The organism is Ruminococcus sp. MSJ-25 (genome assembly GCF_018917825.1).
GTDB lineage: Bacteria > Bacillota > Clostridia > Oscillospirales > Ruminococcaceae > Hominimerdicola > Hominimerdicola aceti.
The window spans coordinates 83,235-108,692 of the sequence record NZ_JAHLPI010000014.1 but is presented as its reverse complement, the minus strand read 5'-3'; the positions used below and the strand labels follow the sequence as shown (position 1 = coordinate 108,692).

Annotated in this window: 23 protein-coding genes, 1 tRNA gene and 1 pseudogene; 7 read left to right on the top strand and 18 right to left on the bottom strand. The window is 43.3% G+C overall.

Translation table 11 applies throughout. The features are described 5' to 3' along the window. Positions 1–5 precede the first annotated feature (5 nt). Positions 6–1,022: a M42 family peptidase gene (locus tag KQH97_RS04635; protein WP_216552999.1), complete on the bottom strand. Its 1,017-nt coding sequence runs from the start codon at positions 1,020–1,022 to the stop codon at positions 6–8. A 26-nt stretch (positions 1,023–1,048) separates the two neighbouring features. Next, positions 1,049–2,440, bottom strand: coding sequence for a UDP-N-acetylmuramoyl-L-alanine--D-glutamate ligase (gene murD / locus KQH97_RS04630; protein WP_117927402.1), 1,392 nt, complete (start codon positions 2,438–2,440; stop codon positions 1,049–1,051). Positions 2,441–2,775: 335 nt separating this feature from the next. Here murD and KQH97_RS04625 point away from each other — a divergent pair, with 335 nt between their 5' ends. From KQH97_RS04625 to eno, 3 genes are all read left to right on the top strand, one after another. Next, positions 2,776–3,921 (top strand): ribose-phosphate pyrophosphokinase, encoded by a 1,146-nt coding sequence (locus KQH97_RS04625; protein ID WP_046439785.1) that lies wholly within the window; start codon positions 2,776–2,778, stop codon positions 3,919–3,921. Positions 3,922–3,992: 71 nt separating this feature from the next. Continuing rightward, a complete protein-coding gene (locus KQH97_RS04620) occupies positions 3,993–4,700 on the top strand; it encodes a 2-C-methyl-D-erythritol 4-phosphate cytidylyltransferase (RefSeq protein ID WP_216552997.1) in 708 nt (235 codons plus the stop codon). A 411-nt stretch (positions 4,701–5,111) separates the two neighbouring features. Continuing rightward, positions 5,112–6,407 carry a phosphopyruvate hydratase gene (gene eno, locus KQH97_RS04615; RefSeq protein WP_117927404.1) on the top strand — a complete coding sequence of 432 codons (1,296 nt, stop codon included), beginning with the start codon at positions 5,112–5,114 and terminating at the stop codon, positions 6,405–6,407. A 208-nt stretch (positions 6,408–6,615) separates the two neighbouring features. On the opposite strand, the gene KQH97_RS04610 is transcribed toward eno, so the two are convergent. From KQH97_RS04610 to KQH97_RS04600, 3 genes are all read right to left on the bottom strand, one after another. Then, positions 6,616–6,691 (bottom strand) — tRNA-Lys (locus KQH97_RS04610). A 184-nt stretch (positions 6,692–6,875) separates the two neighbouring features. Next, a complete protein-coding gene (locus KQH97_RS04605) occupies positions 6,876–7,247 on the bottom strand; it encodes a zinc ribbon domain-containing protein (RefSeq protein WP_216552995.1) in 372 nt (123 codons plus the stop codon). A gap of 98 nt (positions 7,248–7,345) precedes the next feature. Further along, positions 7,346–8,452, bottom strand: coding sequence for an SGNH/GDSL hydrolase family protein (locus tag KQH97_RS04600; protein WP_216552991.1), 1,107 nt, complete (start codon positions 8,450–8,452; stop codon positions 7,346–7,348). A gap of 215 nt (positions 8,453–8,667) precedes the next feature. Between KQH97_RS04600 and KQH97_RS04595 the strand changes: the two genes are divergently transcribed. Both KQH97_RS04595 and KQH97_RS04590 read left to right on the top strand, forming a co-directional pair. Beyond that, on the top strand, positions 8,668–9,858 hold the full coding sequence (locus tag KQH97_RS04595; protein ID WP_216552989.1) for an ATP-binding protein: 1,191 nt from the start codon (positions 8,668–8,670) through the stop codon (positions 9,856–9,858). 26 nt (positions 9,859–9,884) lie between these two features. Beyond that, a pseudogene (locus tag KQH97_RS04590) lies at positions 9,885–10,016 on the top strand (alpha-amylase family glycosyl hydrolase); the annotation flags it as partial. A gap of 86 nt (positions 10,017–10,102) precedes the next feature. Here KQH97_RS04590 and KQH97_RS04585 read toward each other — a convergent pair. Both KQH97_RS04585 and KQH97_RS04580 read right to left on the bottom strand, forming a co-directional pair. Beyond that, complete coding sequence (locus KQH97_RS04585) at positions 10,103–10,885, bottom strand: AraC family transcriptional regulator (RefSeq protein ID WP_216552987.1); 783 nt, start codon at positions 10,883–10,885, stop codon at positions 10,103–10,105. Positions 10,886–11,005: 120 nt separating this feature from the next. Beyond that, positions 11,006–11,884, bottom strand: a complete 879-nt coding sequence (locus tag KQH97_RS04580) for a fibronectin type III domain-containing protein (protein WP_253286368.1) — start codon at positions 11,882–11,884, stop codon at positions 11,006–11,008. A 425-nt stretch (positions 11,885–12,309) separates the two neighbouring features. On the opposite strand from KQH97_RS04580, the gene KQH97_RS04575 reads away from it, so the two are divergent. Continuing rightward, positions 12,310–13,230, top strand: a complete 921-nt coding sequence (locus tag KQH97_RS04575; RefSeq protein ID WP_022286716.1) for a S1 RNA-binding domain-containing protein — start codon at positions 12,310–12,312, stop codon at positions 13,228–13,230. A 195-nt stretch (positions 13,231–13,425) separates the two neighbouring features. Here KQH97_RS04575 and pfkB read toward each other — a convergent pair whose 3' ends face one another. The 10 genes from pfkB to KQH97_RS04525 all read right to left on the bottom strand — a co-directional run bounded on the left by pfkB (position 13,426) and on the right by KQH97_RS04525 (position 23,593). Continuing rightward, complete coding sequence (pfkB, locus tag KQH97_RS04570; RefSeq protein ID WP_216552985.1) at positions 13,426–14,325, bottom strand: 1-phosphofructokinase; 900 nt, start codon at positions 14,323–14,325, stop codon at positions 13,426–13,428. 65 nt (positions 14,326–14,390) lie between these two features. Continuing rightward, complete coding sequence (locus tag KQH97_RS04565; protein WP_216552983.1) at positions 14,391–15,071, bottom strand: YoaK family protein; 681 nt, start codon at positions 15,069–15,071, stop codon at positions 14,391–14,393. After that, on the bottom strand, positions 15,068–16,003 hold the full coding sequence (gene metA, locus KQH97_RS04560) for a homoserine O-succinyltransferase (protein WP_216552981.1): 936 nt from the start codon (positions 16,001–16,003) through the stop codon (positions 15,068–15,070). The genes KQH97_RS04565 and metA overlap by 4 nt, the downstream gene beginning before the upstream one ends. Before the next feature lie 156 nt (positions 16,004–16,159). Beyond that, positions 16,160–17,407, bottom strand: a complete 1,248-nt coding sequence (gene glyA, locus KQH97_RS04555) for a serine hydroxymethyltransferase (protein ID WP_117905178.1) — start codon at positions 17,405–17,407, stop codon at positions 16,160–16,162. 206 nt (positions 17,408–17,613) lie between these two features. Then, positions 17,614–18,876: a replication-associated recombination protein A gene (locus tag KQH97_RS04550; protein ID WP_181982707.1), complete on the bottom strand. Its 1,263-nt coding sequence runs from the start codon at positions 18,874–18,876 to the stop codon at positions 17,614–17,616. Positions 18,877–18,898: 22 nt separating this feature from the next. Beyond that, positions 18,899–19,189: a hypothetical protein gene (locus KQH97_RS04545; RefSeq protein ID WP_117856359.1), complete on the bottom strand. Its 291-nt coding sequence runs from the start codon at positions 19,187–19,189 to the stop codon at positions 18,899–18,901. 406 nt (positions 19,190–19,595) lie between these two features. Further along, positions 19,596–20,861: an ATP-dependent Clp protease ATP-binding subunit ClpX gene (gene clpX / locus KQH97_RS04540; protein WP_216552979.1), complete on the bottom strand. Its 1,266-nt coding sequence runs from the start codon at positions 20,859–20,861 to the stop codon at positions 19,596–19,598. Between the two features lie 14 nt (positions 20,862–20,875). Next, on the bottom strand, positions 20,876–21,466 hold the full coding sequence (gene clpP, locus KQH97_RS04535) for an ATP-dependent Clp endopeptidase proteolytic subunit ClpP (protein ID WP_022286703.1): 591 nt from the start codon (positions 21,464–21,466) through the stop codon (positions 20,876–20,878). 63 nt (positions 21,467–21,529) lie between these two features. After that, on the bottom strand, positions 21,530–22,810 hold the full coding sequence (gene tig / locus KQH97_RS04530; protein WP_117856357.1) for a trigger factor: 1,281 nt from the start codon (positions 22,808–22,810) through the stop codon (positions 21,530–21,532). A 72-nt stretch (positions 22,811–22,882) separates the two neighbouring features. Next, positions 22,883–23,593: a metallophosphoesterase gene (locus tag KQH97_RS04525; protein ID WP_216552976.1), complete on the bottom strand. Its 711-nt coding sequence runs from the start codon at positions 23,591–23,593 to the stop codon at positions 22,883–22,885. A 96-nt stretch (positions 23,594–23,689) separates the two neighbouring features. On the opposite strand from KQH97_RS04525, the gene KQH97_RS04520 reads away from it, so the two are divergent. Beyond that, on the top strand, positions 23,690–23,854 hold the full coding sequence (locus KQH97_RS04520; protein WP_117856355.1) for a DUF1540 domain-containing protein: 165 nt from the start codon (positions 23,690–23,692) through the stop codon (positions 23,852–23,854). Between the two features lie 72 nt (positions 23,855–23,926). Here the strand turns inward: KQH97_RS04520 and thrC are convergent, their stop codons facing one another. Next, on the bottom strand, positions 23,927–25,417 hold the full coding sequence (gene thrC, locus KQH97_RS04515) for a threonine synthase (protein WP_022286699.1): 1,491 nt from the start codon (positions 25,415–25,417) through the stop codon (positions 23,927–23,929). Positions 25,418–25,458 lie beyond the last annotated feature (41 nt).

Sequence of the window (25,458 nt, the reverse complement as noted above, 5' to 3'; positions counted from 1 at the left end):
AATATCTACACTCTTTTCAGATATTCTGCAATAAGCAGAGCCGTATTATCAATATCATTTATATCCACTATCTCAACAGGCGTGTGCATATGCTTTTCCGGAATGGATATGGTAACGGATTTTGTTCCGCTTCCACTCACACCGATAGCATCGGCATTTGTGCCTGTTTTTCCGCTCATGACTTCAAGCTGATATGGTATGCCCTTTTCTTCTGCAAGGCTAATAAAGCTATCTGACATCTCTCGTGAAAGGGACGGAGCAATGCCTATCATCGCTCCCTTGCCCATTATGCCGCATTCTTCCTCGTTCTCATAGTGGGTCTTTGCAAAGGAAACGTCAACCACCACTGCATAGTCTGCATTGATATCAAAAGCGGCTGTTTTTGCACCACGCTCGCCAACTTCTTCCTGAGTTGAAAAGCACACTGCGATATTATAAGCTGTCTGCTGACCATTGAGAAACTCCAAAGTCTTTAGGATAGCCGTACAGCCTGACCTGTCGTCAATTGCTTTAGATGTCACACGGCTTCCTGCGAGCCTTTCGGCTTTGTTTTCTATAAGCACTCTGTCACCAAGAGAAACATACTTTGCTGCATTTTCACGGCTCGTGAAACCTATATCTATGAAAACGCTGTCAAGGTCAGGTGCGACAGAGCTGTCTTTTTCAAGGTGAGGCGGAGTTGAAGTCACGATGCCCGTGAGCTTTTCTTTGCCGTAAACTGTCACCTGCTGAGCCAAAAGAAGCCTTGTATCAAGGCCACCGCAGCCTGATATTTTCAAAAAGCCGTCCTCTGTGATGTATGTGACTATCATGCCTATCTCGTCTATATGGGCGTCAAGAAGCATAACAGGCTTGCCGTCCTCCCAGCTTCCAACCTTGCAGATAACACTGCCAAGAGCGTTATCCAAGGTGACTTCGCCATACTCTTCAAGGAGCTTTGCCGCAGCCTCAGCCGCTGAGCCTTCCGCTCCCGATACACCTGCCGCAGAGCAAAGCTGCGACAGTATCTCAAATGTATCCATAATACATATCCCTGCTTTTTATAAAATTAGAGTTCGTTCACAAGTCGCTTGAAATGTCTGCCTCTTGCCTCAAAGTTAGGATAGAGGTCAAAACTTGCGCAGGCTGGTGAAAGTGTGACAACATCGCCCTTTTCAGCCATTTTCTGTGCTGTGAGGACAGCTTCTTCAAGTGTCTTTACTCTTACTATCTTAAGACCGCTTTCAGGATAGAGCGGACTTTCTGTAACAGCCTTTTCTATCTTGTCTGCTGTCGCACCGAGAAGAATGAGTATTTTCACGTTCTTGTTCACAGGCTCGGCAAGAGGCTCAAAAGGTATCTTCTTGTCATAGCCGCCTGCGATAACAATAAGCTTCTGATTGAATGAATTAAGTCCTGCGATAACTCTTGTAGGGCTTGTGGCGATAGAATCGTTATACCACTTAACACCGTCTATCTCTCTTACAAATTCAATTCTATGCTCAACGCCGCCGAAGTTCTTTGCTACCTGAACTATGCTCTGGATAGATACCTCGCCCCATACTGCGGCGATAGCTGTGAGATAGTTCGCAACGTTGTGGATACCAGGTATCCTTATATCGTCCTTGTGCACTATCTCTGTAGTTCTGCCCTTTTCCGTGTAGCAAAGCATACCGTCGTCATTAAGATATGCGCCTGTCTGAACAGGGTGCTTTAGAGAGAATGTGACAAGCTTTCCTCTTACGAGGTCTGCAAGCTTTATTGTTTCCTCGTTATCTTCGTTGAGTACAGTTCTTGAATATCCGTTCTGATGAGCGATAAGGTTAGCCTTTGCACCGATATACTCCTCCATTGTTCCGTGAACGTTCAGGTGGTTTGGAGTGATGTTTGTGATAGCGGCAACGTTTGGCGACTGTCTCATTGAGATAAGCTGGAAGCTTGAAAGCTCAACTACTGCAACATCGCTGTCTGACATTGTTTCAACGATAGGCAGAAGAGCCTTGCCGATATTTCCGCCGATATGGACACGTTTGCCCTCGGCTTTGAGCATTTCGCTGATAAGTGTAGTTGTGGTGGTCTTTCCGTCTGAACCTGTTACACCGTATATCTTGCATGGGCAGAGGTCAAAGAAAGTTTCCATTTCTGATGTAATGGCAACTCCTGCTTTTCTTGCCTTTGTGATAGTTTCATCATTATAGTACATACCGGGTGTTCTGAAAACTATATCGCAATTAAAGATGATATCAAGATAATGCTCGCCCAATGAGAACTCACAGCCCTTTGCGGAAAGCTCCTCATAGATAAGCTCATCAAATTCGTCCTCTGTCTTTTTGTCGCAGACAACGCATCTTATGCCCTTTGAGAGAAAAAGCTTTATAAGCTCAAGGTGACTTACGCCCGTTCCTATGAACGCTACTCTCTTATCCTTTATTTCCATGAAATATCTTTGTGCTTTTGTCATATCATTAACTCCTTCAATAATTCTGTCAGTTGTGTGCAATATACTGCACACATACCTATTCTATTTTATTATATATCATTTTATCCAAAAACGCAAGGACTTTTTTATATATGCAAAAAAAGTTTACCTGTCGTGCGGTTAGCAAACGTTTACTTGATTTTTGTGTCTAAATGTGCCGCAGTAACAGTGTGTTTTTTGTGAAAAGTGAGAAAAATTTATTATTTGCGAAAAAACTATTGTAAAATCGGGATTTATAAAGTATAATATATGTATATTGGTATGTTTCGTACTGACCTGAGGTCAGACAACAATTAGTATTGGAGGATATGATAATAATGGGTAATGCTGACAATGTATTGTTCGACAATGACTCAAGAGTTGCACCGCTTGGTCTTATTGCTATGGCAGGCGCTTCCGAGCTTGGCAAGAAGGTAGACGGTTATCTTACAAAATGGGCTAATGAAAACGAATTTGTTAAGGATACTTTCCTTGTTGAGGCTGTTTGTCCTAGATTTTCTTCCGGCGACGGCAAGGGCCTTATCAAGTCATCTATCAGAGGCGACGATCTTTTCATTCTCTGCGACGTAGGAAACTACAGCTGCACATACAACTATTTCGGCAGGGAAAACAGTATGTCACCTGACGATCATTATCAGGATCTTAAAAGAATAATCCAGGCTGCAGGCGGTAAGGCTCACAGAATAAACATCATCATGCCTTCCCTTTACGGTGGCAGACAGCACAGAAGAAACTACAGAGAATCTCTTGACTGTGCAGTTGCTCTTCAGGAGCTTCAGTCTATGGGCGTTTCAAATATCCTTACTTTTGACGCTCACGACCCAAGAGTACAGAATGCTGTTCCGCTCATGGGTCTTGACAACATAATCCCTTCCTATCAGGTTCTCAAGGCAATGTTTAAAAACCTTTCAGATTTCAGACCTGACAAGGATCACTTCATGATAATCTCCCCTGACGAGGGCGCTATCAACAGAAATATGTACTACGCTTCTGTTCTTGGCGTAAACCTCGGTATGTTCTACAAGAGAAGAGATTACTCAACTATCATCGACGGCAGAAACCCTATCGTTGCTCACGAATACATGGGTAATGACGTTGCCGGCAAGGACGTTTTCATCGCTGACGATATCATCTCATCAGGCGAGTCGATGCTGGATATCGCTGTAGAGCTTAAAAAGCGTAAAGCTAACAAGATCTACTGCTATGCTACTTATCCAATTTTCACAAATGGTCTTGAAGCATTCAACAAGGCTTATGCTGACGGCATAATCGACGGCGTATTCGGCACAAACCTCACATACAGAACTCCTGAGCTGCTTTCAAGCCCATGGTTCTACGAGGTAGACTGCTCTAAGTACATTGCTTACTTCATTGCATCACTCAATCATGACAAGTCAATTTCACAGGTCATCGACCCACACACAAAGATCGAAGCTCTGCTGAAAAAATACGGCATAAAGTAAATTCAATACAAAACGATAAAGTTCGGGGCGGACGGCTGTCCCGAACTTTTTTTATATGAGGAGAAGATAAAATGATATTTGCAGGGATAGTTGCAGGGGGCTGTGGCTCTAGGGTAAAAAGTGCGGTTATACCAAAGCAGTTTATAGAGATAGGCGGAGTGCCTGTTATCGTTAGAACAGTGAGAGCGTTTCTAGCAGTGGAAGAGATAGATATGGCTTATGTGGGCATAAAACCTGACTGGCACGAATACACTGACGAGCTTTTTGAACGCTTCGGGATAGACAAAAAGCGTATAAGAGTCATAGACGGCGGAGCTGACAGAAACGGCACTGTAATGAACATAGCTGAGGCAATAGTCGCTGAACATGGTGAGAATGAAGGGGACATAATACTCACCCATGACGCTGTAAGACCGTTCGTGACGGAGAAGATAATAAAGGACAATATAAGTGCAATGGCGAAACATTCCGCCTGCGGAACTTATATGCCTGCGGTTGATACCATAATAAGATCTGACGGCGAAAAGGTCAGAGAAACGCTTAACAGAAGCGAGCTTTATCAGGCACAAACTCCGCAAACTTTCAGACTTGGGGATCTGAGGAGGAATTATTATTCGCTTAGCGAGGAGCAAAATAAAAAGCTGACGGATACTTGTTCTGTGTTTACAGCTTGCAATGAGGATATATACCTTGTCGTCGGGGACGCATTGAATTTCAAGATAACCACAGATAGTGATCTGAGAATGGCGAATGCTCTTGCAGAGTTAGGTGAGAAATGAGAAATAAATCAAGGCGGTGTGGGAGAAAAATCTCTGCACCGCTTTTTTTATACCCTACCATGCTTTGTGCGGTTTTGAGCATAAATAAGATCACGCCAAAAACGAATATTCTCACAAAGCTTGTCAATAATAACAAACGAAAAGTTTCGCAAAGCTTATTTGTTGTTCAAAAAGACAATAGCCATGTCTGCAGGCAGTACACCTTTTGTGCATACCTATAAAATATATTAGTTATGCCTAACTAAGATTGACATACGGCTTCGCACGTGGTAAAATAAATGTGGTTAGTAACTACTAACCTAGTGAGAATAAATCATGCAGACTTCTCTATGATGACAAGAGCGAAATGTCGTCAGCCCGAATGGTGGTGCGTTCGGGTAGTCTGCATAATATTAAAAAGGAGCTTATATTATGAACTATCTTGAGATCGTAAAAGTAATCGGACGTGAAATTCTGGATTCCAGAGGAAACCCAACTGTTGAAGCTGAGGTATATCTCGCAGACGGAACAGTGGGCAGAGGCACTGCACCGAGCGGTGCGTCAACAGGCGAGTTTGAGGCCCTTGAGCTTCGTGACGGCGATAAGGGCAGATATGGCGGAAAGGGCGTTACAAAGGCTGTTGAGAATATCAATACCGCTATAAATGACGCTGTCTGCGGACTTGACGCTTCTGACATCTATGCCGTTGATAAGGCTATGATAAAGGCTGACGGCACTAAGGATAAGTCAAAGCTTGGTGCTAACGCTATCCTCGCTGTTTCTATCGCTGCTGCAAGAGCGGCTTCTATCTCTCTTGATATCCCTCTCTACAGATTCCTCGGCGGCATATCAGGAAACAGACTTCCTGTTCCTATGATGAACATTCTTAACGGCGGCGCTCATGCTGCAAACACTGTTGACGTTCAGGAATTTATGATAATGCCTGTTGGTGCACCAAGCTTTAAGGAAGCTCTCCGCTGGTGCGCTGAGGTTTTCCACGCTCTGGCTGCCCTGCTTAAATCAAAGGGACTTGCTACTTCTGTAGGCGATGAGGGTGGCTTCGCTCCTGACCTTGCAAGCGACGAGGAAGCTATCCAGTATATACTCGAAGCTGTTAAGAATGCAGGTTATGAGCCGGGTAAGGACTTCATGATTGCAATGGACGCTGCGTCAAGCGAGTGGAAAGGCTCAAAGAAGGGCGAGTACGTTCTTCCAAAGGCCGGCACAAAATTTACTTCCGCCGAGCTTATCGAACACTGGAAGAAACTCGTTGAAAAATACCCTATCATCTCTATCGAGGACGCTCTCGACGAAGAGGACTGGGAGGGCTGGCAGCTTCTTACTAAGGAGCTTGGCGGCAAGGTGCAGCTCGTTGGCGACGATCTGTTCGTAACAAATACAGAAAGACTTGCAAAGGGCATCAGCCTCGGCTGCGGCAACTCTATCCTTATCAAGCTCAATCAGATAGGCTCAGTTTCCGAAACACTTGAGGCTATCAAAATGGCTCACAAGGCAGGCTACACTGCAATTTCTTCACACCGTTCAGGTGAAACAGCAGACACAACTATCGCTGACCTTGCAGTTGCTCTCAACACTTGCCAGATAAAGACAGGCGCACCAAGCAGAAGTGAGCGTGTTGCAAAGTACAATCAGCTTCTCAGAATTGAGGAAGAACTTGGCGAAAGCGCAGTTTATCCACAAATGGGCGCATTTAACGTAACCAGATAGTTTTTTGTCATATAAGGATCAAGCGAAAGCTCAGAAAAAGCAGTCCGTTGGGGCTGCTTTTTTTGTTGGATAAATGCGTTGTAGTGGCGTCCTGATGTCGCTCGCTCATCACCACTTGCTTGTCCATTTTATCATCACATATAACAGACATAAAAAAATCACGCCCTAACAAAGTAAGGCGTGATCTTGACTAAGGATATTTCCCTAGTGGTGAGCTATCGGGGATTCGAACCCCGGACCCTTTGATTAAAAGTCAAATGCTCTGCCAACTGAGCTAATAACTCATATCGTCCTGCAACGACTTAATTATTATACCAATTTTCCGCCCATTTGTCAAGGGGTTTTCGAGAATTTTTTCACTTTTTCCAAACTGCACATATTTATTCCCCATTTGGCATACTTTTATGCGTTTTCTAACAAAAAAACGCCCCTGAAAATCAAGGGCGTTTTATCTGCAAAACTTTAAAATTAGTTTATCTTGTTGCCGCAGTTAGGGCAGAACTGATTTCCAGCCGGAACTTTACCTCCGCAAGTAGGGCAGAACTTTTCACCCTGTGGTGCAGCCTGAGCCTGTGGCTGTGCATATGTCTGCTGTGGAGCGTTCTGCTGTGGAACAGAGCCTGCATACTTCTTGAAGAGTGCATAAATACCGCAAATAACAAGAAGAACAAATGCTATCCAGAACAGCACATACATGAATGTGTAGAAACCGCCTGCAAGCTTGCTCATACCTGAAAGATAGCTTCCTGCCGCATATGTAACTGCAAGACCCAGAACAACACCTGCACCGATAGTTACCGGCTTGAGGTACTTGTCAGCAATTTTGAAAAAATCGTTCATTAGTGAATGCCTCCTAATTTAATAATATATATTTATTATACAATCGTTATGTCATAAAGTCAATAGATTCGAGTAAAATTTTTCACTTGTTTACGTTTCTATTTGTTTGCTGTAATGACAGAAATAAGCATAAAATCGCTATTTTCTTTACCCTCTGTGTCAATAACTATCTCAACAGTGTGTTCTCCCTTTGCTCCGCTGTATATCTCCTCAAGGCAACAAAGATCGCCCCAATCCTCGTCAAAGTTTGCGTCAAGAAGAACCTTGTTCTGCCTGTCACCGTCTATGACAGCATATGCAACAGGCGCAGGCTTGTTGATAGTCTTTCTGTACTGCACCATTATAATACCGCCGCTCACGTTGAATTTAATACAACTTCCCTGCTTGTGAGCTATCCAGCCGCCTTTGAATGGGTCACTCCACTGCTCTGCCGCATGAGTATCAGGCTCAAAGCCCTCCATAACGGGCGAACAGCTATAGTTCTGAAAACGCTGTGCGTCCTCATATCTGCTTGCTGTAAAAGGCTCAGGAAGTGCAGGCTTCTTCTCTGCGCCGAGCTTTTTATAGTATGAATATTCTGTATCAAGCAGATTGCAGATAAGGTCAGCTATCATCTTGTGACCTAGGTCTGTAGGGTGGAGCATATCCGCTGTGTAGTCTGCAAGACAAACGTTTCCAAGCTGAATCTCAGGAAAAATATAGTTTCTCACACTGACTATGGGCAGGTCATAGTGCAGACCGATAGCGTTATGTATACCCTGTGCATTTGTGCCTGTATCGTAAAAAAGATTGTTTATAAGCACAACCGCCTTGACGCTCTCAGCTTTCAGCAGACGTCTTACAAGGCTCTCGTATGTTTCCATAAATAGGGGCGAACTGCTGTCGTTTACCGAAAACTCAACAAAAACAAGGTCCGGCTGTTTGTCAAGGACGTGTTCCTGCACTCTTGCCACACCAAACTGCGAGGTAGTTGCACCAATACCGGCATTGAAGTAGCTTATCTCCGCCTCAGGAAAATTCGTCTGCCACCATTTTGCACTGCGGTCAACATATCTTAACTCAGTTTTTGTAGCATTACAGCCCATTGTTATGGAGCCACCCAAATAAACAATGTTAAGCTTTTTCTCATTCTCTATCTTTTTGAATACCTGCGGAAGATAACCCATACTGCCGATATTCATGATAGATACGTTTTTGTCCGTCATATCCATTTCTCCTTTTATTTCTATAATGGTCTATTATAGTATTATAGCATTTTTCAAAACAAAAGTAAATCATAACGGGCAAAAATATTTTGCTTTAAGCTACAAAAAGCGGTAATGTTTTTTGTTAAAATCGTGCAATGTAGATGTTGACGAAAAGTAATGATATGTTGTATAATAAAGAATAAATATACAATATGAAGAAAGAAGTGTTCATAATGCACGATTTTAAGGCACTCTGCCGTCAGGCACACACATTAGTAATATTCAAGAGCTTACATGAAGTTCCTGTCTTTGAAAAGCTACTTGACACACTTGCTGTATGCGAATCTGACAGCGACAAGGCTATAGAAAAATACTCAGATTTTGTGGCTGAGCTTTTTGCATATTCGGATAATCTTACAGAATATATGCTCAAGCTGGTTCTTGAAAATGAAAACCTTTTTATGCTAAAAAAAGGCGAGGGCAAGGAGACAGGCGCGCTTTTGGAGGAATGTCTTGCAAACGAGCTTGCCGTTATCGAGGAGCTTTCACAGATACCAAGTAACGAGATAATCTCAAAGATAGACTATGACGGTTTCCTGCCAAGATATGCTACACAAAAGCTTGACTTCTCGCAGATATATGCCGACAGGATACACGCTATCGGGCAGTACGGTTACGGCATTTACTCACAGTATCATGTATTTGTTATCAAAGACGGCAAGATAGTTCCGGTTGAATATCCTGATGACATAAAGCTTTCCGACCTGCACAATTACGAACGTGAGCGTCAGGAAGTCATCAACAACACTCTTGCTCTTCTGAAAGGCAAGCCTGCCAACAACGTTCTGCTTTATGGTGACTGCGGTACAGGCAAGTCCTCAACTGTCAAGGCCATAGCAAACGAATATGCCTGCAAGGGTCTTAGACTTATCGAGCTTAAAAAGAAACAGCTCCATGAGATACCAGCCATTGTAGAAACGGTAAGCAAAAATCCATTGAAGTTCATTATCTTCATAGACGACCTTTCATTCACAGAGGACGATGATGATTTTGCTGCACTGAAAGCTATCCTCGAAGGAAGCGTTTCATCAACTGCGGACAATCTCTGCATTTATGCTACCTCAAACAGAAGACATCTTGTACACGAGACGTTCTCCTCACGAGAGGGTGATGAGATACACTTCAAGGACACCATGCAGGAGCTTCTTTCACTGTCAGACCGTTTCGGACTTACTGTCACATATCAGAAGCCTGACAAGAAGATATACCTTGATGTAGTTGAGAAGCTTGCAAAGCAATACGAGCTTAAAACTCCTATTGATGAGGTGCTTCAAAAGGCTGAGGCTTATGCGCTTTCGAGAGCAGGACGTTCTCCAAGAGTTGCAAAGCAGTTCGTGGAATACATGAAGGGCATGGAAGACTAATACATATATTCAAGAGTAATTATCATGACTAAATCTGCAAGCTGGGGTGTAACGCTATTTGGATAAACCCATGCTTCAAATCACCTTTTGGCGACGCAGGCTATGACGTTGAGGACTATTACACAGTCGCTCCGCGTTATGACACTAACGATGTTATTAAAGGCTCTGCCGCTGTATTTGTTGAAGAATAAAATAACATAAAAGAGGTCAGGGACACATTCCTTGACCTCTTTTGTTATGCCGTCTAAAGCATACTCCGAAACTCCGTTGGAGTTTTTCCAAAGTGCATTTTAAACCGTTTCATAAAACCATATTCATTAGTATAACCGCACCTCTCAGCCACTTCCCTTACGCTGAGATTTGTCGTTGCAAGAAGCTGACTGGCTCTTTCCATTCGTGCGCTTATAACGTCTGTCATGACGCTCACTCCAAACATTTTCTTATACATATGCTGAAAACTTGACCTGCTTATACCCATATCCCATGCCATGCTGCCTACGTCTGCGATGTCCTCAGGCATTGCGTATATGTACGCTCTGAGCTGCATAAAGCGGCTGTTCCTGTCAGTAATAATACAGGACTTCTTGTCTGTACACTTTAGCTGTCTTGCAAGCTTTAACAAAAAGATCTCCATATAGCACCGTGTTACTTCCTCATGCCCCTCTTTCATGAGCTGATACTCATATGCTACCGAGCGCATTATCTGACTAAGCTCATCAATATTTCCAAGATAAACCGGTGTATCTTTTGGAATATCAAGCCTTTCAAATTTTTCATTATCGCCCTGCTCATAATTGAAATACAGCCAATCGTCAGTATAAAACTCTTCTGCGGCATGGTATTTCACGGGGGTATCCGGTGAAAGCAGGATAAAAGAATTTTTCTCAGCCCTATGCTCGATACCACTTATAACGAACACCGACGGTTCTTTTATGAGCAATATAAGAGGACAGCCCACCCCTTGAGGACAATCCATAATAAAATCTTTTCTATGGCGATAATTATAGCCGACCGCACCCACAAGCATTCTGATTCCTCCCTGCTTTTATCAACTTCATTTTACCACACCGCTGCATTCTTGTCAACGAAAAAAGAGCAGACGCTTTGTTCTGCTCTTCTTTCACATAATTCTATAATAGTATTACAATTATCCCCAATAGGTTCTCCAGACATTGAAATAACCCCAAGGAATTTTAAATGAGTAAGCTATCTTGCTGCTGTTTGTCTTGTAGCTTCTGTTGCACCAGAAGTAAACATTATAGTCATTAGCAATACCGTTAAGGTGAGTTTTGCCATACACTGCACCAAAAACAGCCTGCTTTACTCTTCTGGAAACGTTTGAATAATTTGCTCCGTCCCTTGAGAGCTGAGCAGATGACATAAATCCGCCGCTCCTATAAATTATATCCTGAATATTGTTATATCTTGCATAGTAGGATCTCCACATTGCATTCTTTGTGTACTTTGCGGCAACATACTGATTTGCAACACAATCTGCAACATAAACGATAGGCTTATCCCACTCTGAGCCTGACATCTTACCAACCTCATGATAAACTATACGGCACATTGCTTCCCAGCCTGCCTTGTTGAAGTCCATTCTCGCTGTCTTTATTGTCTGTGTCTTTGAGTAAGCAGAAGCGGCAGAGCCATTTACAGCCTTTACTCTGAACTGATAGGAAGTTGTTCTCTGAAGACCTGTAACAGTGCAGTTCGTATTCTTGACTGTCTTGTATTTCTTCCAGCTCTTATATTTGCCGCCCTTGATGTACAGCTCATAGCTTGAAGCACCTCTTACCTTACTCCAATGCACCTTGATAGTGTTTGTCTGCTTGTTATACGGATGAGTGAAGTCACTTCCATAGTTGATCTGAGCGGTCATCTTAGGAGTTGAAAGCTTTGCCGCAGCAGCATCGGCACTAAAGCCCTCTGTCATTACCAAAAATGTCATAAGTGCTGCTATAAACATCACTATAACTTTCAGTGACTTATTCTTTGCTGAAATAAAATTTGCTGAATGATCCATTAATAATACGGCTTTACAACGCATACACGCTGCATTGCCAATTCACACCCTTTCTTTTAATTAGCGGCGGTCATGTCTGTGCCGCTATTTAATTTTATTACGGTCGATTAAAATTATGTATCAATCTGTAACGATAACGGTTAAGAAAGTTACAAACTGATTACAAATTACTACACTATTGTAACACGCACAATTGCATTTGTCAAGCTTTTTTATAGTTTTTTTGATTTTTGTTTATAATTTGAAGCAAAGAATATAAAAATTGTACTAATATTTCAGCACATTGAATATTAATTTACTGTATCAGCAAGAGTTCACGCACAATTATCACAAAGAAAATGTGTGCAGAATATGAACAAAATCAATGGATCAACCACAGAGATCCTGCTGTTTTGAAAAAAATCTGTGGGGAAAGAGGCAAAATAATGAAAAAATATTTACCTGAGGGCAAGATCTTCAACAGCCCTGAAAACCGATATTATCTTCAAAGCGAACGAACAATGGCTGAGGCAATGGCTCAGGGGTTGATACTTGAGGGTCATGCTGTGCTTTGTGACAGCGAACACAACATAATAGTAGAGCTTCCCTTTGGCAAAGGAATAATCCCAAGATCAGAGGGAGCAATCGGAATACAAGAAGGCAAAACAAAAGACATAGCGTTACTTTCCAGGGTAAACAAAACGGTATGCTTCAAGGTGACTGATATTGTTCACGAAAAGGGCGAGGTCATATGCAGGCTGTCAAGGCGTCTTGCACAAGAAGAGTGCATTGAACGATATATAAGTACTCTCACATCAGGGGACGTTATACCGGCAAAGGTAACACACCTTGAGCCTTTCGGGTGCTTTGTTGACATCGGCTGCGGTCTTCCATCACTTATACCAATAGACGCCATATCCGTCTCACGCATCACCCACCCCAACGACAGATTTTTCAACGGTCAGGACATATATGCTGTGGTAAAAAGCTGTGACGAGGACAGGATATGCCTTTCTCACAAAGAACTTTTAGGCACATGGGAAGAAAATGCAGCATTGTTCTCCACAGGAGAAACCGTAGGCGGGATAGTACGCTCCATTGAACCATACGGTATTTTTATAGAGCTTGCTCCTAACCTTGCAGGGCTTGCAGAACCAAGAGAAAATGTGCGTGTGGGGCAGGCAGCAAGCGTTTACATAAAAGCTCTTATCCCCGAAAAAATGAAAGTCAAGCTCATTATCGTAGACGTATTTGAAAACAGCGTTTTTCCCTCAAAGATAAACTATTTCATCACCAGCGGCAGGCTCACAAAATGGGTCTATTCCACCAATGAATGTTACAAAAATATATGCTCTGAATTCGTGTGATAAACGTACATATTTTTGTACTTGTAATTTATTTGTACTATAATTTGTACTTGTTTTCACAGCAAAACAAGAGATAAAAAAGGCATTGGCTTCCAATTGAAGCCAGTGCCTTTTGACTTGTTAGAATCATTAAGAGGAATACCCTTTTTTAATAGGTCAACTATTATAATATTTCCTCCCTATCCCTATATTTTTTCAGAGAGTTTCAAGAAGCTCTGCGATCTTTTCTTTTTGAGCAAGCCCGTCAGAAAAAGCAGTCGCACCGCCGGCGGCTGTGCCAAGTTTAAGAGCATATTCATAATCGCCATGCAATATACCGGCGGTAAAGCCTGCCACCATTGAATCGCCTGCACCAACGGAATTTTTCACCTTACCATTACATACTCCACAGCGATGTATTTCACCGTTTTCGTCAATAAGCATTGCGCCGTCCCCTGCCATTGAGATAAGTACGTTCACAGCACCCATTTCTTTAAGCTTACGTGCGTATTTTTCTATCTCCTCATCATTAGTGAGTGTCACTCCGAACATCTCGCCAAGCTCGTGGTTGTTAGGCTTGATAAGGAAAGGTTTATATTTAAGCACATTGAGAAGCAGGTCTTTTGTTGCGTCCACAACTGTTCTGATATTCTTGTGTGCAAGCCTTTCGAGTATCTTCTCATAGATATCAGAAGGAAGCGAGGCAGGTATGCTTCCTGCGAGTATAAGCGTATCTCCGTCCTGAAGCTTATCAAGCTTTGCAAAAAGCTTATTCACAGCCTCATCATCTATATCAGGACCCTGACCATTCAGTTCTGTTTCCTCAGCAGATTTTATTTTCACATTTATACGGGAATTACCGTTTTTGAGATGAACAAAATCTGTATCAATTCCCATTTCCGCCAGTCCGTTCTCGATAGCTTCACCTGTGAAGCCTGCAGTGAAGCCAAGTGCCTTTGACTGAATGCCCAGCTCTCTAAGAACTACAGACACATTTATACCCTTGCCACCGAAATACATCTCTTCCCTATCTGAGCGGTTGGTAGACCCAAGCTTCATTTCCCCTGTATGAACAACATAGTCGACAGCAGGATTGAATGTTACAGTATATACCATTTTACATTACCTCCTTGATATTTGCTTTTGTAAGATATTTCTGTCCTGAAGCTTGTGGGTGATTGTCACTTACCTTCTGCTAATTTATCGTCGTCGCTTCTTAAAATGCAGAGAGCAACAACAAGTCCTGTCAAAGCGACAAACACCGCCTTAGTTTCAAGCAATTCTGTGACAAATGCACCCACTGCCGCTCCACCTATAAAGCAAAGGATTATGCCATAATACTGCATTGCATTACTAAGCTTTAGCTTATCCTTAGTTTTCAAATACTGAAACAGGTTATCCGTACCGCTTCTAAGATTGCCAGTACACATTGTGGTAGCGAAAGGCTTTCCGTCCATTTTCCTAAAACCCTCCACCTGCATTGCACAGGTAAAAGAAACTAGGATATTCGCCAATGTGTTAAGCGTACCGTCAGGGATAAATCCCACGATAGTCAGCACCACAAGTTCCACACCGATTATGATCCTATGCCAATGTATCCTAGGGTGTTCATTGAATTTCAGCTTCACAGCTTCCACTATCAGCACGCCAAGCATAAAGGACAGTATAGGCATGAGATAAAGAAAGACCTTCAGCCAGCTTCCCTCTTTGATATTGATAGCCAACAACACCATGTTACCTGTCTGTGCATTTGCAAAAACGTGGTCACGGCTGATGTAGGTATAAGCGTCAAGATAGCCGCCCACTATTGCGAGCATTACTCCAACGCCGTAAAACTCAGCTATATGTCTGCCATTCTTCATTGTGAAGCCCCCAGTGGCTCAAGTTCGTTAAGATCATATGGCGTTTTCTGATAAATGCAGTAGTTGAGCCAGTTTGAATAAAGCAGATTAGCCGAACAGCTCCAATTGAAAATAGGCTTGTTTTGCGGATCATCGTCAGGAAAATAGCTATATGGTATCTGTATAGGCAACCCCTTTTCCTTATCTCTGAAATACTCTTTTGCAAGGGTCTCACGATCATATTCCCAGTGACCGAACAGGAAAAACTGTCTTTGCGTCTTATCTGAAACAAGATGCACACCAGCCTCGTTTGACACTGCCACCACTATAAGATCGTCCACCTTTTCGATATCTGCACGACGCACCTCGGTATGGCGTGAGTGCGGACAATGGAAAACATCTCCAAAGCCTTTAAGAATAATGCTTTCGGGATAGTCGATATGGTGCTTGAAATTGCCAAACATCTTCTCTTTCAAAGGATATTTGGGAACGCCATAATGATAATAAAGTCCAGCCTGAGCGCCCCAACATATGTGGATAGTTGAGAAAACATTGGTCTTTGACCATTCAAAAACTCTGCAAAGCTCGTCCCAGTAATCAACGTCCTCATACTCCATTTGCTCAACAGGCGCACCGGTGATTATAAGACCGTCATATCGGTTATCGCACACCTCGTCAAAGTTCTTGTAGAAAGCGAGCATATGCTCCAAAGAGGTGTTTTTTGACATATGACTGCTCATCTGAATAAGGTCGATATCAACATGAAGAGGGGTGTTGCTCAAAAGACGCAGAAGCTGCGTTTCTGTCGCAATTTTGTCAGGCATGAGATTGACAATAGCGATCTTCAAGGCACGAATGTCCTGATGAGCGGCTCTGTCATCGGGAATAACGAATATATTCTCCTTTTCCAACGTTTGGAACGCAGGAAGGTCATTTGGTATTTTAATTGGCAAAGTATATCCCACCTTTTAATTATACTCTAAAAGATTATTATAACACGATCTCTGTTAAAAATCAACCAAAAGAGAGATTTATTCATATATTATTGAGAAAAAGGGAGCGACCAAAGCCGCTCCCTTTGTGTATCAACAGTATTCAGATCCGTACAATTATTCGTAAAGTGGATATTTCTTGCAGATAGCGTTTACCTTTTCTCTGATCTCGTCAGCCTTATTGTCAAAGTCTGTGGCTGTGAGATACATACACTCTGCAATAACGTCCATGTCCTCCTCAACAAGTCCCCTTGTGGTAACTGCCGCTGTACCAACTCTTACACCGCTGGTTACAAATGGCTTCTCAGGGTCGTTAGGGATAGCATTTTTGTTTACAGTGATATAAACCTCGTCAAGTTTCTTCTCAAACTCTTTACCTGTAATGTGGAAAGGTCTGAGGTCAACAAGCATAAGATGATTGTCTGTGCCGCCTGATACGAGATTGAAGCCTCTGTCAAGAAGTCCCTTTGCAAGAGCCTGTGCATTCTTTACGATCTGCTCACCGTATGCCTTGAACTCAGGCTTGAGAGCCTCGCCAAAGCAAACTGCCTTTGCAGCGATAACGTGCATAAGAGGACCGCCCTGTGTGCCTGGGAAAATAGCAGAATTTATCTTCTTAGCTATATACTCGTTGTTTGTGAGTATAAGTCCTCCTCTTGGTCCTCTCAGGGTCTTATGTGTTGTTGTTGTAACAACGTCAGCATATGGTACCGGTGACTGGTGGCAGCCTGCGGCAACAAGTCCTGCAATATGTGCCATATCTACCATAAGGTATGCACCAACAGCCTTTGCTATCTCAGAAAGCTTCTCAAAATTGATAGCTCTTGGATAAGCACTTGCACCTGCAACAATAAGTCTAGGTCTGCACTTGTTAGCCTGCTTGTAAAGAGCCTCGTAGTCGATATAACCCTCGTCATTTACGCCGTAAGGAACGAAGTTGAAATACTTACCTGAAAGGTTTACAGGTGAGCCGTGTGTAAGGTGTCCGCCAGCGTCAAGGCTCATACCCATAACAGTGTCGCCCGGCTTAAGAAGAGCAAAATAAACAGCAGTGTTAGCCTGAGCGCCGGAATGTGGCTGAACGTTAGCATACTTAGCACCGAAGAGCTTGCAAGCCCTTTCAACAGCTATATCCTCCACAACGTCAACGCACTGACAGCCGCCATAATATCTCTTGCCAGAATATCCCTCAGCATACTTATTAGTAAGCACAGAACCCATTGCAGCCATAACGGCAGGTGAAACGATATTTTCGCTTGCGATAAGCTCAAGATTTCTTCTCTGTCTTGCCAGCTCGGCTTCCATTGCTTCGCCGACTTCTTTATCGACATTTTCAACAAAGCCGATAGTATCCATTATTTTCATCGAAATTACTCCCATCATAAAATTTTACGGACATTCCGTTCTCTTTTATTATAACGTATTTTTCTTTTGATGTCAACGAAAATTTTTTATAGTGAGGAATGAGGAGTGAGGAGTGAGGAATTAAGGTATCGCCCAAGGCGATTTATTTTTGTAGAATACGATCTACAGCCACAAGAACGCTTCACTCTTCACTGATTTTTCATTTCTCACTTCTTTATCTTCTCCCAATAGGCTTTCGCCATTTGCTCTGTCTTATTCTCACCATACTGATAATAAGTTCTTCCCACAAGCTTATCAGGCAGATACTGCTGTTTTACCCAATGGTTCGGATAATCATGGGGATAAAGATAATGCTGTCCTTTGATAACAGCGCCCTCGCCGTCAAAATGCTTGTTCTGCAAATGCCGTGGATAATCTCCGAAATCACCGTTTCTCACATCTGCTAAAGCTGCGTCTATTGCTGATTCAGCGGAATTTGATTTTGGAGCAGTGGCAAGAAGAACCACAGCTTCCGCCAATGGTATCCTCGCTTCAGGCAGTCCCAACTGCAATGCCGAATCAACGCAGGATTTCGTCACTACCGCCGCCATAGGATACGCAAGTCCTATATCCTCGCTTGCGATAACAAGCAACCGTCTGCACAGAGAAATGATATCCCCAGCTTCCATAAGCCGTGCGGCATAATGAAGTGCGGCGTTCTCGTCAGAACCTCTTATGGACTTCTGCAAAGCCGACAGGATATCATAATGCTCGTCTCCTGCACGGTCATAACGCATATTGCTGCGCTGAGTAAGAAGCTTCACATTATCAAGGTTCACGGTGAGCTTTTCACCGTCATTATCTGCCGAAAGTATGCAAAGCTCAACTGTATTTATTGACTTTCTCACATCACCGCCACAGCCCCTTGCGATATGCTCCAACACACCATTTTCAAGACGCAGTTTCAGCCCCAACTCATCAGCCATAAGCTGAAAAGCACGCTTTATTGCAGGCAAGATCTCCTCCGAAGTCAACGGCTTGAACTCAAACACAGTTGAACGGCTAATTATAGCATTGTACACATAAAAATACGGATTTTCAGTGGTAGAAGCGATAAGAGTTATCTTGCCGTTTTCAATGTATTCAAGAAGCGATTGCTGTTGTTTTTTGTTAAGATACTGTATCTCGTCAAGATAAAGCAAGATACCATTAATTCCGCTGAGTGTCTCAGTTTCAGCAACTATCTGCTTGATATCAGCAATAGAAGCACTTGTGCCGTTAAGCTTATGCATAGTCATATTAGCATTATTTGCTATCATTCTTGCGACCGTAGTTTTGCCGACACCTGACGGGCCGTAAAAAATCATATTCGGTATTTTACCGCTTTCGATAATACGTCTGAGAGGTTTATTTTCGCCTAACAGGTGGGTCTGTCCCACAATATCATCAAGGGTTTTGGGTCTAATTCGTTCAGCCAAAGGCACACTCATTTTATGATCTCCTTAAAAGCAATTAGTCTAAAATGTTCTGAATATCCTCTAAATGAAGCTGATAAGCCATGCTATTTATCTTTTTAAGCAGGTAGGTTTTTGCAACAAGAACAGCTTCCTGATATTTGGTGTTTTCCATACCAAGGCAAATGCGATAAATAATAAATTGATTAGAGGAGATTTTCATGATCATGTGATTATTGCCCTCGAAAGTACCACGGCAAATGGAGTTGGAGTTGACGAAGTTCCAAAGGTCGGAGTAAGTGAGAGCAGTGACTTCATCAGTAATAAACTGTTGGATAAGTTCATTCATATGGATACCCCCTATAGTGTATTTTCTTTAGTATAGCACATATTTCCGCATAATTCAAGGGAAAATGCGGTCAAAGTGGGGAGTGTCGCCCATTAGCTTCATGACCTCGTATCGTAAACAACAAAATGTAGACGTCCCGATATCGAAGTGTCGAATTTTTTTGATTGTGACAAATTTATGCAAGCGACCGAAACGGGTGAACAATGCTCGTCCCTACCACAAATTGTGCGTTTTCTCAAAGTTTGTGCAATAAATTACAAGATGTAACGTCCAAAAAGCGGGCTGTCGAGGGCGCCAGCCCCTACATGGTTTGTTAAACAAATAAATAATGTGCGGATAACGCAGATATGCAACAAAAAAAGAGGCAGAATACTCCACCTCTCATTTAACTGTACAAAGATTTGTACTATTTTTTCTTTCTGGCCGAGCTTACCGCACGAGTTATCTCAGGCTCTGCTTCGCCACGAACACATTCAGCCGTTATCTTTATGCCAACTATCTCATCATCAGATGGTGCTTCAAACATGAGCTTTGTGAGTATCTTCTCAACTATCGCCCTAAGTCCTCTTGCTCCTGTCTTTTCTTCAATAGTCCTCTTGGCTATCTCTCGCTTTGCGTCCTCTGTGATCTCAAAATCGATGTTGTCAAGCTTGAAAAGCTTCGTGTACTGCTTGATAAGCGAGTTCTTTGGCTCTGTCAAGATCCTGCAAAGTGCGTCCTCGTCAAGCTCGTCAAGAACCGTGATAACAGGAAGTCTGCCCACAAGCTCAGGTACGATGCCGAACTTCACAAGATCGTGCGGTACTACCCTCTTCATCACATTGTTATCGTCCTCCTTGCTCTTGACCTTTCCGCCAAAACCAAGTGATGATGACTCTGTACGCTTCTTGATAACACTGTCAAGTCCCTCAAAAGCTCCGCCACAGATAAACAGAATGTTTTTGGTGTCTATCTGTATGAATTCCTGATGCGGGTGCTTTCTGCCACCCTGTGGAGGCACATTGGACACACAGCCCTCTACTATTTTAAGAAGTGCCTGCTGTACGCCCTCACCGCTTACATCTCTTGTGATAGAAACGTTCTCCGACTTTCTTGATATCTTATCTATCTCGTCGATATAAATAATACCGTTCTGAGCCGCCTCAACATTATAATCTGCCGCCTGAATAAGCCTTGTAAGCACGTTTTCAACATCATCGCCTACATAGCCTGCCTCTGTGAGCGTAGTAGCGTCAGCAATAGCAAAAGGCACGTTCAGAAGCCTTGCCAAAGTCTGTGCAAGCAAAGTCTTTCCTGTTCCTGTTGGTCCAAGAAGCAAAACGTTACTTTTCTGTATCTCTACGTCATCATCGTCATTAAGTGACAAAATTCTCTTGTAATGATTGTATACCGCAACAGAAAGCGCTATCTTTGCTTCCTCCTGCCCGATAACATACTCGTCAAGAACTGCCTTTATCTCCGCAGGCTTTTTAAGGGTTATGCCGCTGTCGGCCGCATTTTTACCCTTGCCGCGCTGCTTCGTTTTAGGAAGTCCCTCCTGCTCAGCCAGAACATTATAGCAATAAAGTACACACTCGTCACAAATGTGGCTCGTGCCTGCTGAAAAAAGTGTTCTAACCTTGTCCTCAGGCTTGCCGCAGAACGAGCATTTTCTTATTGTATCATTAGCCATTTATTTCACCGAACCTATCTGTTAGTTATTACCTTGTCGATAAGACCGTATTCAAGAGCCTCCTGAGCTGTCATATAATTGTCACGCTCAGTGTCGATGTTGATCTGCTCGATAGGCTTGCCTGTGTTCTGGGCAAGTATCCTGTTGAGCTTCTCTCTGGTCTTTACCATGTGGTCAGAATGTATCTTGATATCTGTACACTGACCAGAAATTCCGCCGCCTGCGATAAGAGGCTGATGAATGAGTATCTCACTGTTTGGCAGAGCAAATCTCTTGCCCTTTGTGCCGCTTGAAAGCAGGAATGAACCCATTGAAGCAGCCATACCCATGCATATAGTTGACACGTCACACTTGATATACTGGATAGTATCATAGATAGCCATGCCGGCTGTGATAACTCCTCCGGGGCTGTTTATATAAAGGTCGATATCCTTTTCAGGATCCTGTCCCTCAAGATAAAGCAACTGTGCCACTACTACGCTTGCCACTGCGTCGTCTATCTGGTCGCAGAGCATGATTATTCTGTCATTGAGCAGGCGGGAATAAATGTCATAGCTTCTCTCGCCTCTGCTTGTCTGTTCCACTACATAAGGTACCAATGCCATAAAATTGCCTCCTTAATCTATTTTCGCCCGCATAAGGTCATGCGGGCGAAAGCATAAATTATCTTACTTTATAACTGCTGCGTCCTTGATAAGGTCAACAGCCTTGCCAACTGCAATATCCTTCTTAAGGTCGTCATCATGGATAAACTGCTTGATCTGGTCAACGTCAAGCTTGTAAGCCTCAGCAAGCTTATCGAACTCAGCCTTAAGCTCGTCCTCAGTTACCTCGATATTCTCAAGCTTTGCGATCTTCTCAAGTGCAAGTCTGAGCTTGACCTGCTTCTCAGCCTGCTCAGCATATGCCTTCTTTACAGTGTCCATAGTCTGACCTGTATACTGCATATAGAGATCAAGTGAGATGCCCTGTGGTGCAAGTCTCTGCTCCAGCTCGCTGATCATCTCGTTTACTCTGTTGTCAAACATAACCTGTGGGATCTCAGCTGTCATGTTCTCGATGACCTTATCGAATATCTTAGCCTCTACCTCAGAATCAGCGTGCTTCTCGTTAGCTTCCTCAAGCTTCTTCTTAACGTCAGCCTTGTATTCGTCAACTGTATCGAACTCTGTTGAATCCTTTACCATATCGTCGTCCAGCTCAGGCATAACCTTCTTTGATATGCTCTTGAGCTTGATCTTGAATACAGCAGGTGCGCCTGCAAGTTCCTTTACCTGATACTCCTCAGGGAATGTTACGTTGATGTCGAACTCCTCACCGGCATTGTGACCAACGATCTGATCCTCAAAGCCAGGAATGAACTGACCGCTTCCAAGTGACAGTGTGAAATCTTCTGCCTTACCGCCCTCGAAAGCAACATCGTCCTTGAAGCCCTCGAAGTCGATAACAACGTCGTCACCGTTCTCAGCAGCTCTGTCGTCAACTGTTTCAACAGTAACGTTCTTCTCTCTGAGAGCGTCAAGCTGCTTGTTGATATCCTCATCAGTTACAGGATTGACAACTTTTTCAACTTCTATACCCTTATAGTCCTTAACTTCAACCTCAGGCTTTGTGATGCAAGTTGCCTTGAGCTTTACACCGTTTTCCTTGCTGATCTCAGTTACCTCTACCTCTGGGCGAGTAACGAGTTCCAGACCGGACTCTTCAACTGCGCCGTTTACAACAGGAGCGTACAGAAGATTTACAGCGTCCTCAAAAAATACCTGCTCGCCGTATTCCTTTTCGATAAGCTTTCTAGGAGCCTTACCCTTACGGAAGCCAGGCATAGCGATATTCTTTCTTGCTTTAAGATAAGCTTTCTCTATTGCAGCCTCAAAATCCTCAGCAGAGATCTCGATCTCAAGCTCGTACTTATTGGTTTCAACATTGTTTGTAGCTTTTAAACTCATTTATTATTCCTCCATTATATAAATGTATCTTATACATTATAGCACAAATATATTGTCATTTCCAGCATTTTTTTATAAATTGTCACTTTGCACAATTTTCGTTATGTCCAATGGGTCAAAATGCAAGAAATCACTAGCTATAAGCCGATATTCCACTCCGTCACGAGTGCCGTTTATTGCATAAGCGTGGGCTCTTCCGTGAAGGTGTCCGTAAAAACACTTTTTTATGCCGTATTTATGAAGCACTTCAAGCATATCATAATTGCAGCTATTGCCGAAAAGCGGTGGATAATGCAAAAACACCACAGGCTCTAAGCCTGCCTTTTGCGCAGACTCGATAGAGAGTGCAAGTCTGCCTGCTTCCCTTGCCAGAACCTTCTGATCCGCAGGTTCGCCGTTATCGCTTATCCAACCTCTCGTTCCGCATATGCCGAAGCCGTCATAGCTGTAATGATTATTATGTAGGATATTTATGGTATCAAAACCGTTTTCTGTAAAAAATTTATCCATTTTGTTCTTGGTGTTCCACCAATAATCGTGATTGCCCTTGGATATTATTTTTCTGCCGTTTAGCTTATTTATGAACTCGAAGTCTTTTTTCGACTGCTCAAAATTCATTCCCCACGAGATATCGCCGGGTATCACCACAGTGTCCTCAGGACGAACTTTGTTCTGCCAGTTTGTTTCAAGCTTTGTCACATAGTCAGACCAGCCACCGAATATATCCATTGGTTTATCTGTACCCAGCGACAAATGCAAGTCGGCAATGGCAAATAGGCTCACGGTTTTTCCTCCATTCCAGAAACTTCATGTATTATCCCGACCACTCATGCACATACTACTTTTGCAGCAAAAAGCTGCGGAAGGAGCGATGTACAAATGGAGAAGGATAGAATTTACGGTATCCACTGCAACGTAGACAAATGCGTTTACAACAGCAACAACTGCGAATGTACCGCAGGCAAGATCAACGTAGGCTGTACCTGCACCGACCCTAACTGCTGTGACGAAACAGAGTGCAAGACATTCAAGGCAAGAGGCTAATTCCCCTCGCCATGGTCAGTGGACATACGCTGTGCGCTGACCTCCGCCCGACAATAGTCGGACGGGTACATATCAAATACCCAGAGCTGAGTAGATGTAGTCCTTCATATCAGCCTTGTCGATCACCTTTGTGAATCTTACTTCCTTATCTTTAAGCGCAGCAAGTGAAGCAGGAACAGGTATCTTTGAAACCTCGGCAAGCTCGTCAACAAGACCGAACTCGTCAGCGTTTGTATCCTTACCGATAGCTGCAAGAACTGAACCTGAGAACTTATATGGGCTTGCTGTTGAAGCGATAACAGTCTTTGTCTTGTCGCCTGTAGCAGCCGCATAGTCCTTGTACACCTTCACTGCAACGGCTGTGTGAGTGTCGCAGGTGTATGAATACTCGTCATAGATCTCCTTGATGCAAGCCTTTGTCTGCTCATCGTCGCAGCAGCCTGCATAGAACTCGTCAGCGATAGCCTTCTTCACTTCGTCTGTTACCTCATATCTGCCAGTCTTGGAAAGGCTGCCGAACCACTCTCTTATCTGAGCGTCGTCAGAACCACTAAGGTGATAGAGAAGTCTTTCAAGGTTAGAGGAAATAAGGATATCCATAGAAGGTGAGATAGTTGTATGGAACGGACGATTTCTGTCATAAATACCTGTCTTTATAAAGTCTGTGAGGACGTTATTTGCGTTTGAAGCGCAGATAAGCTTATTAACAGGAACGCCCATATGCTTTGCATAGTAGCCTGCGAGGATATTGCCGAAGTTGCCTGTTGGAACAACAATATTTATCTTGTCGCCAAGCTCGATCTCGCCGTCAGCAACAAGCTGAGCGTATGTAGATACATAGTAGATTATCTGCGGTGCAAGTCTGCCCCAGTTGATAGAATTTGCAGAGGAGAACATCATGCCGTTCTCAGCAAGCTTGTCGGCAGTTTCCTTGCTTGTGAAGATAGTCTTAACACCTGTCTGAGCGTCGTCAAAGTTGCCCTTGATTGCGCAAACGCCGACGTTGCCGCCCTCCTGAGTTGTCATCTGCTTTTTCTGCATAGCTGAAACGCCGTCCTCAGGATAGAACACGAGTATCTCTGTACCCTCAACGTCCTTGAAGCCCTCGAGAGCAGCCTTACCTGTGTCGCCTGATGTAGCAACGAGGATAACTACCTTCTTGTCAACGCCAAGCTTCTTGATAGAAGTTGTGAGCAGATATGGAAGTATCTGGAGAGCCATATCCTTAAATGCACAAGTTGGACCATGCCACAATTCGAGCATATAAGTGCCGTCAAAAAGGTGAGCAAGCTCTGCAATATTGTCTGTGTCGAAATTCTTTGTGTTGTAAGCACCCTCTACACAGTAGCGTATCTCAGCCTCTGTGAAATCTGTGAGGTACTTTGAGAAAACGAAAAATGCTCTCTCAGCGTAGCTTTTTTCGCCAAGAGCCTTGATATCATCAAGTGTTATGGCAGGTATCTCAGACGGAACGAAAAGACCGCCGTCCTCAGAAATGCCCTGTGCTATCGCCTGTGCAGACGAAACCTTTACTTCGCTGTTTCTTGTACTTTTGTAAAACATAAACAACAACCCTTCTTGTTTTAGATGTCCGACAGGTGTCG

What these genes read in the sequence shown, in the direction of transcription:
- KQH97_RS04620 (WP_216552997.1), top strand. Translation starts at nt 3,993, where the DNA reads ATGATATTTGCAGGGATAGTTGCAGGGGGCTGTGGCTCTAGGGTAAAA.
- KQH97_RS04605 (WP_216552995.1), bottom strand. Translation starts at nt 7,247, where the DNA reads ATGAACGATTTTTTCAAAATTGCTGACAAGTACCTCAAGCCGGTAACT.
- glyA (WP_117905178.1), bottom strand. Translation starts at nt 17,407, where the DNA reads ATGAAAATAATGGATACTATCGGCTTTGTTGAAAATGTCGATAAAGAA.
- KQH97_RS04520 (WP_117856355.1), top strand. Translation starts at nt 23,690, where the DNA reads ATGGAGAAGGATAGAATTTACGGTATCCACTGCAACGTAGACAAATGC.
- eno (WP_117927404.1), top strand. Translation starts at nt 5,112, where the DNA reads ATGAACTATCTTGAGATCGTAAAAGTAATCGGACGTGAAATTCTGGAT.
- KQH97_RS04580 (WP_253286368.1), bottom strand. Translation starts at nt 11,884, where the DNA reads ATGGATCATTCAGCAAATTTTATTTCAGCAAAGAATAAGTCACTGAAA.
- KQH97_RS04575 (WP_022286716.1), top strand. Translation starts at nt 12,310, where the DNA reads ATGAAAAAATATTTACCTGAGGGCAAGATCTTCAACAGCCCTGAAAAC.
- KQH97_RS04565 (WP_216552983.1), bottom strand. Translation starts at nt 15,071, where the DNA reads ATGAAGAATGGCAGACATATAGCTGAGTTTTACGGCGTTGGAGTAATG.
- KQH97_RS04545 (WP_117856359.1), bottom strand. Translation starts at nt 19,189, where the DNA reads ATGAATGAACTTATCCAACAGTTTATTACTGATGAAGTCACTGCTCTC.
- KQH97_RS04600 (WP_216552991.1), bottom strand. Translation starts at nt 8,452, where the DNA reads ATGACGGACAAAAACGTATCTATCATGAATATCGGCAGTATGGGTTAT.
- tig (WP_117856357.1), bottom strand. Translation starts at nt 22,810, where the DNA reads ATGAGTTTAAAAGCTACAAACAATGTTGAAACCAATAAGTACGAGCTT.
- KQH97_RS04635 (WP_216552999.1), bottom strand. Translation starts at nt 1,022, where the DNA reads ATGGATACATTTGAGATACTGTCGCAGCTTTGCTCTGCGGCAGGTGTA.
- clpX (WP_216552979.1), bottom strand. Translation starts at nt 20,861, where the DNA reads ATGGCTAATGATACAATAAGAAAATGCTCGTTCTGCGGCAAGCCTGAG.
- murD (WP_117927402.1), bottom strand. Translation starts at nt 2,440, where the DNA reads ATGACAAAAGCACAAAGATATTTCATGGAAATAAAGGATAAGAGAGTA.
- thrC (WP_022286699.1), bottom strand. Translation starts at nt 25,417, where the DNA reads ATGTTTTACAAAAGTACAAGAAACAGCGAAGTAAAGGTTTCGTCTGCA.
- KQH97_RS04585 (WP_216552987.1), bottom strand. Translation starts at nt 10,885, where the DNA reads ATGCTTGTGGGTGCGGTCGGCTATAATTATCGCCATAGAAAAGATTTT.
- KQH97_RS04625 (WP_046439785.1), top strand. Translation starts at nt 2,776, where the DNA reads ATGGGTAATGCTGACAATGTATTGTTCGACAATGACTCAAGAGTTGCA.
- KQH97_RS04550 (WP_181982707.1), bottom strand. Translation starts at nt 18,876, where the DNA reads ATGAGTGTGCCTTTGGCTGAACGAATTAGACCCAAAACCCTTGATGAT.
- KQH97_RS04595 (WP_216552989.1), top strand. Translation starts at nt 8,668, where the DNA reads ATGCACGATTTTAAGGCACTCTGCCGTCAGGCACACACATTAGTAATA.
- clpP (WP_022286703.1), bottom strand. Translation starts at nt 21,466, where the DNA reads ATGGCATTGGTACCTTATGTAGTGGAACAGACAAGCAGAGGCGAGAGA.
- pfkB (WP_216552985.1), bottom strand. Translation starts at nt 14,325, where the DNA reads ATGGTATATACTGTAACATTCAATCCTGCTGTCGACTATGTTGTTCAT.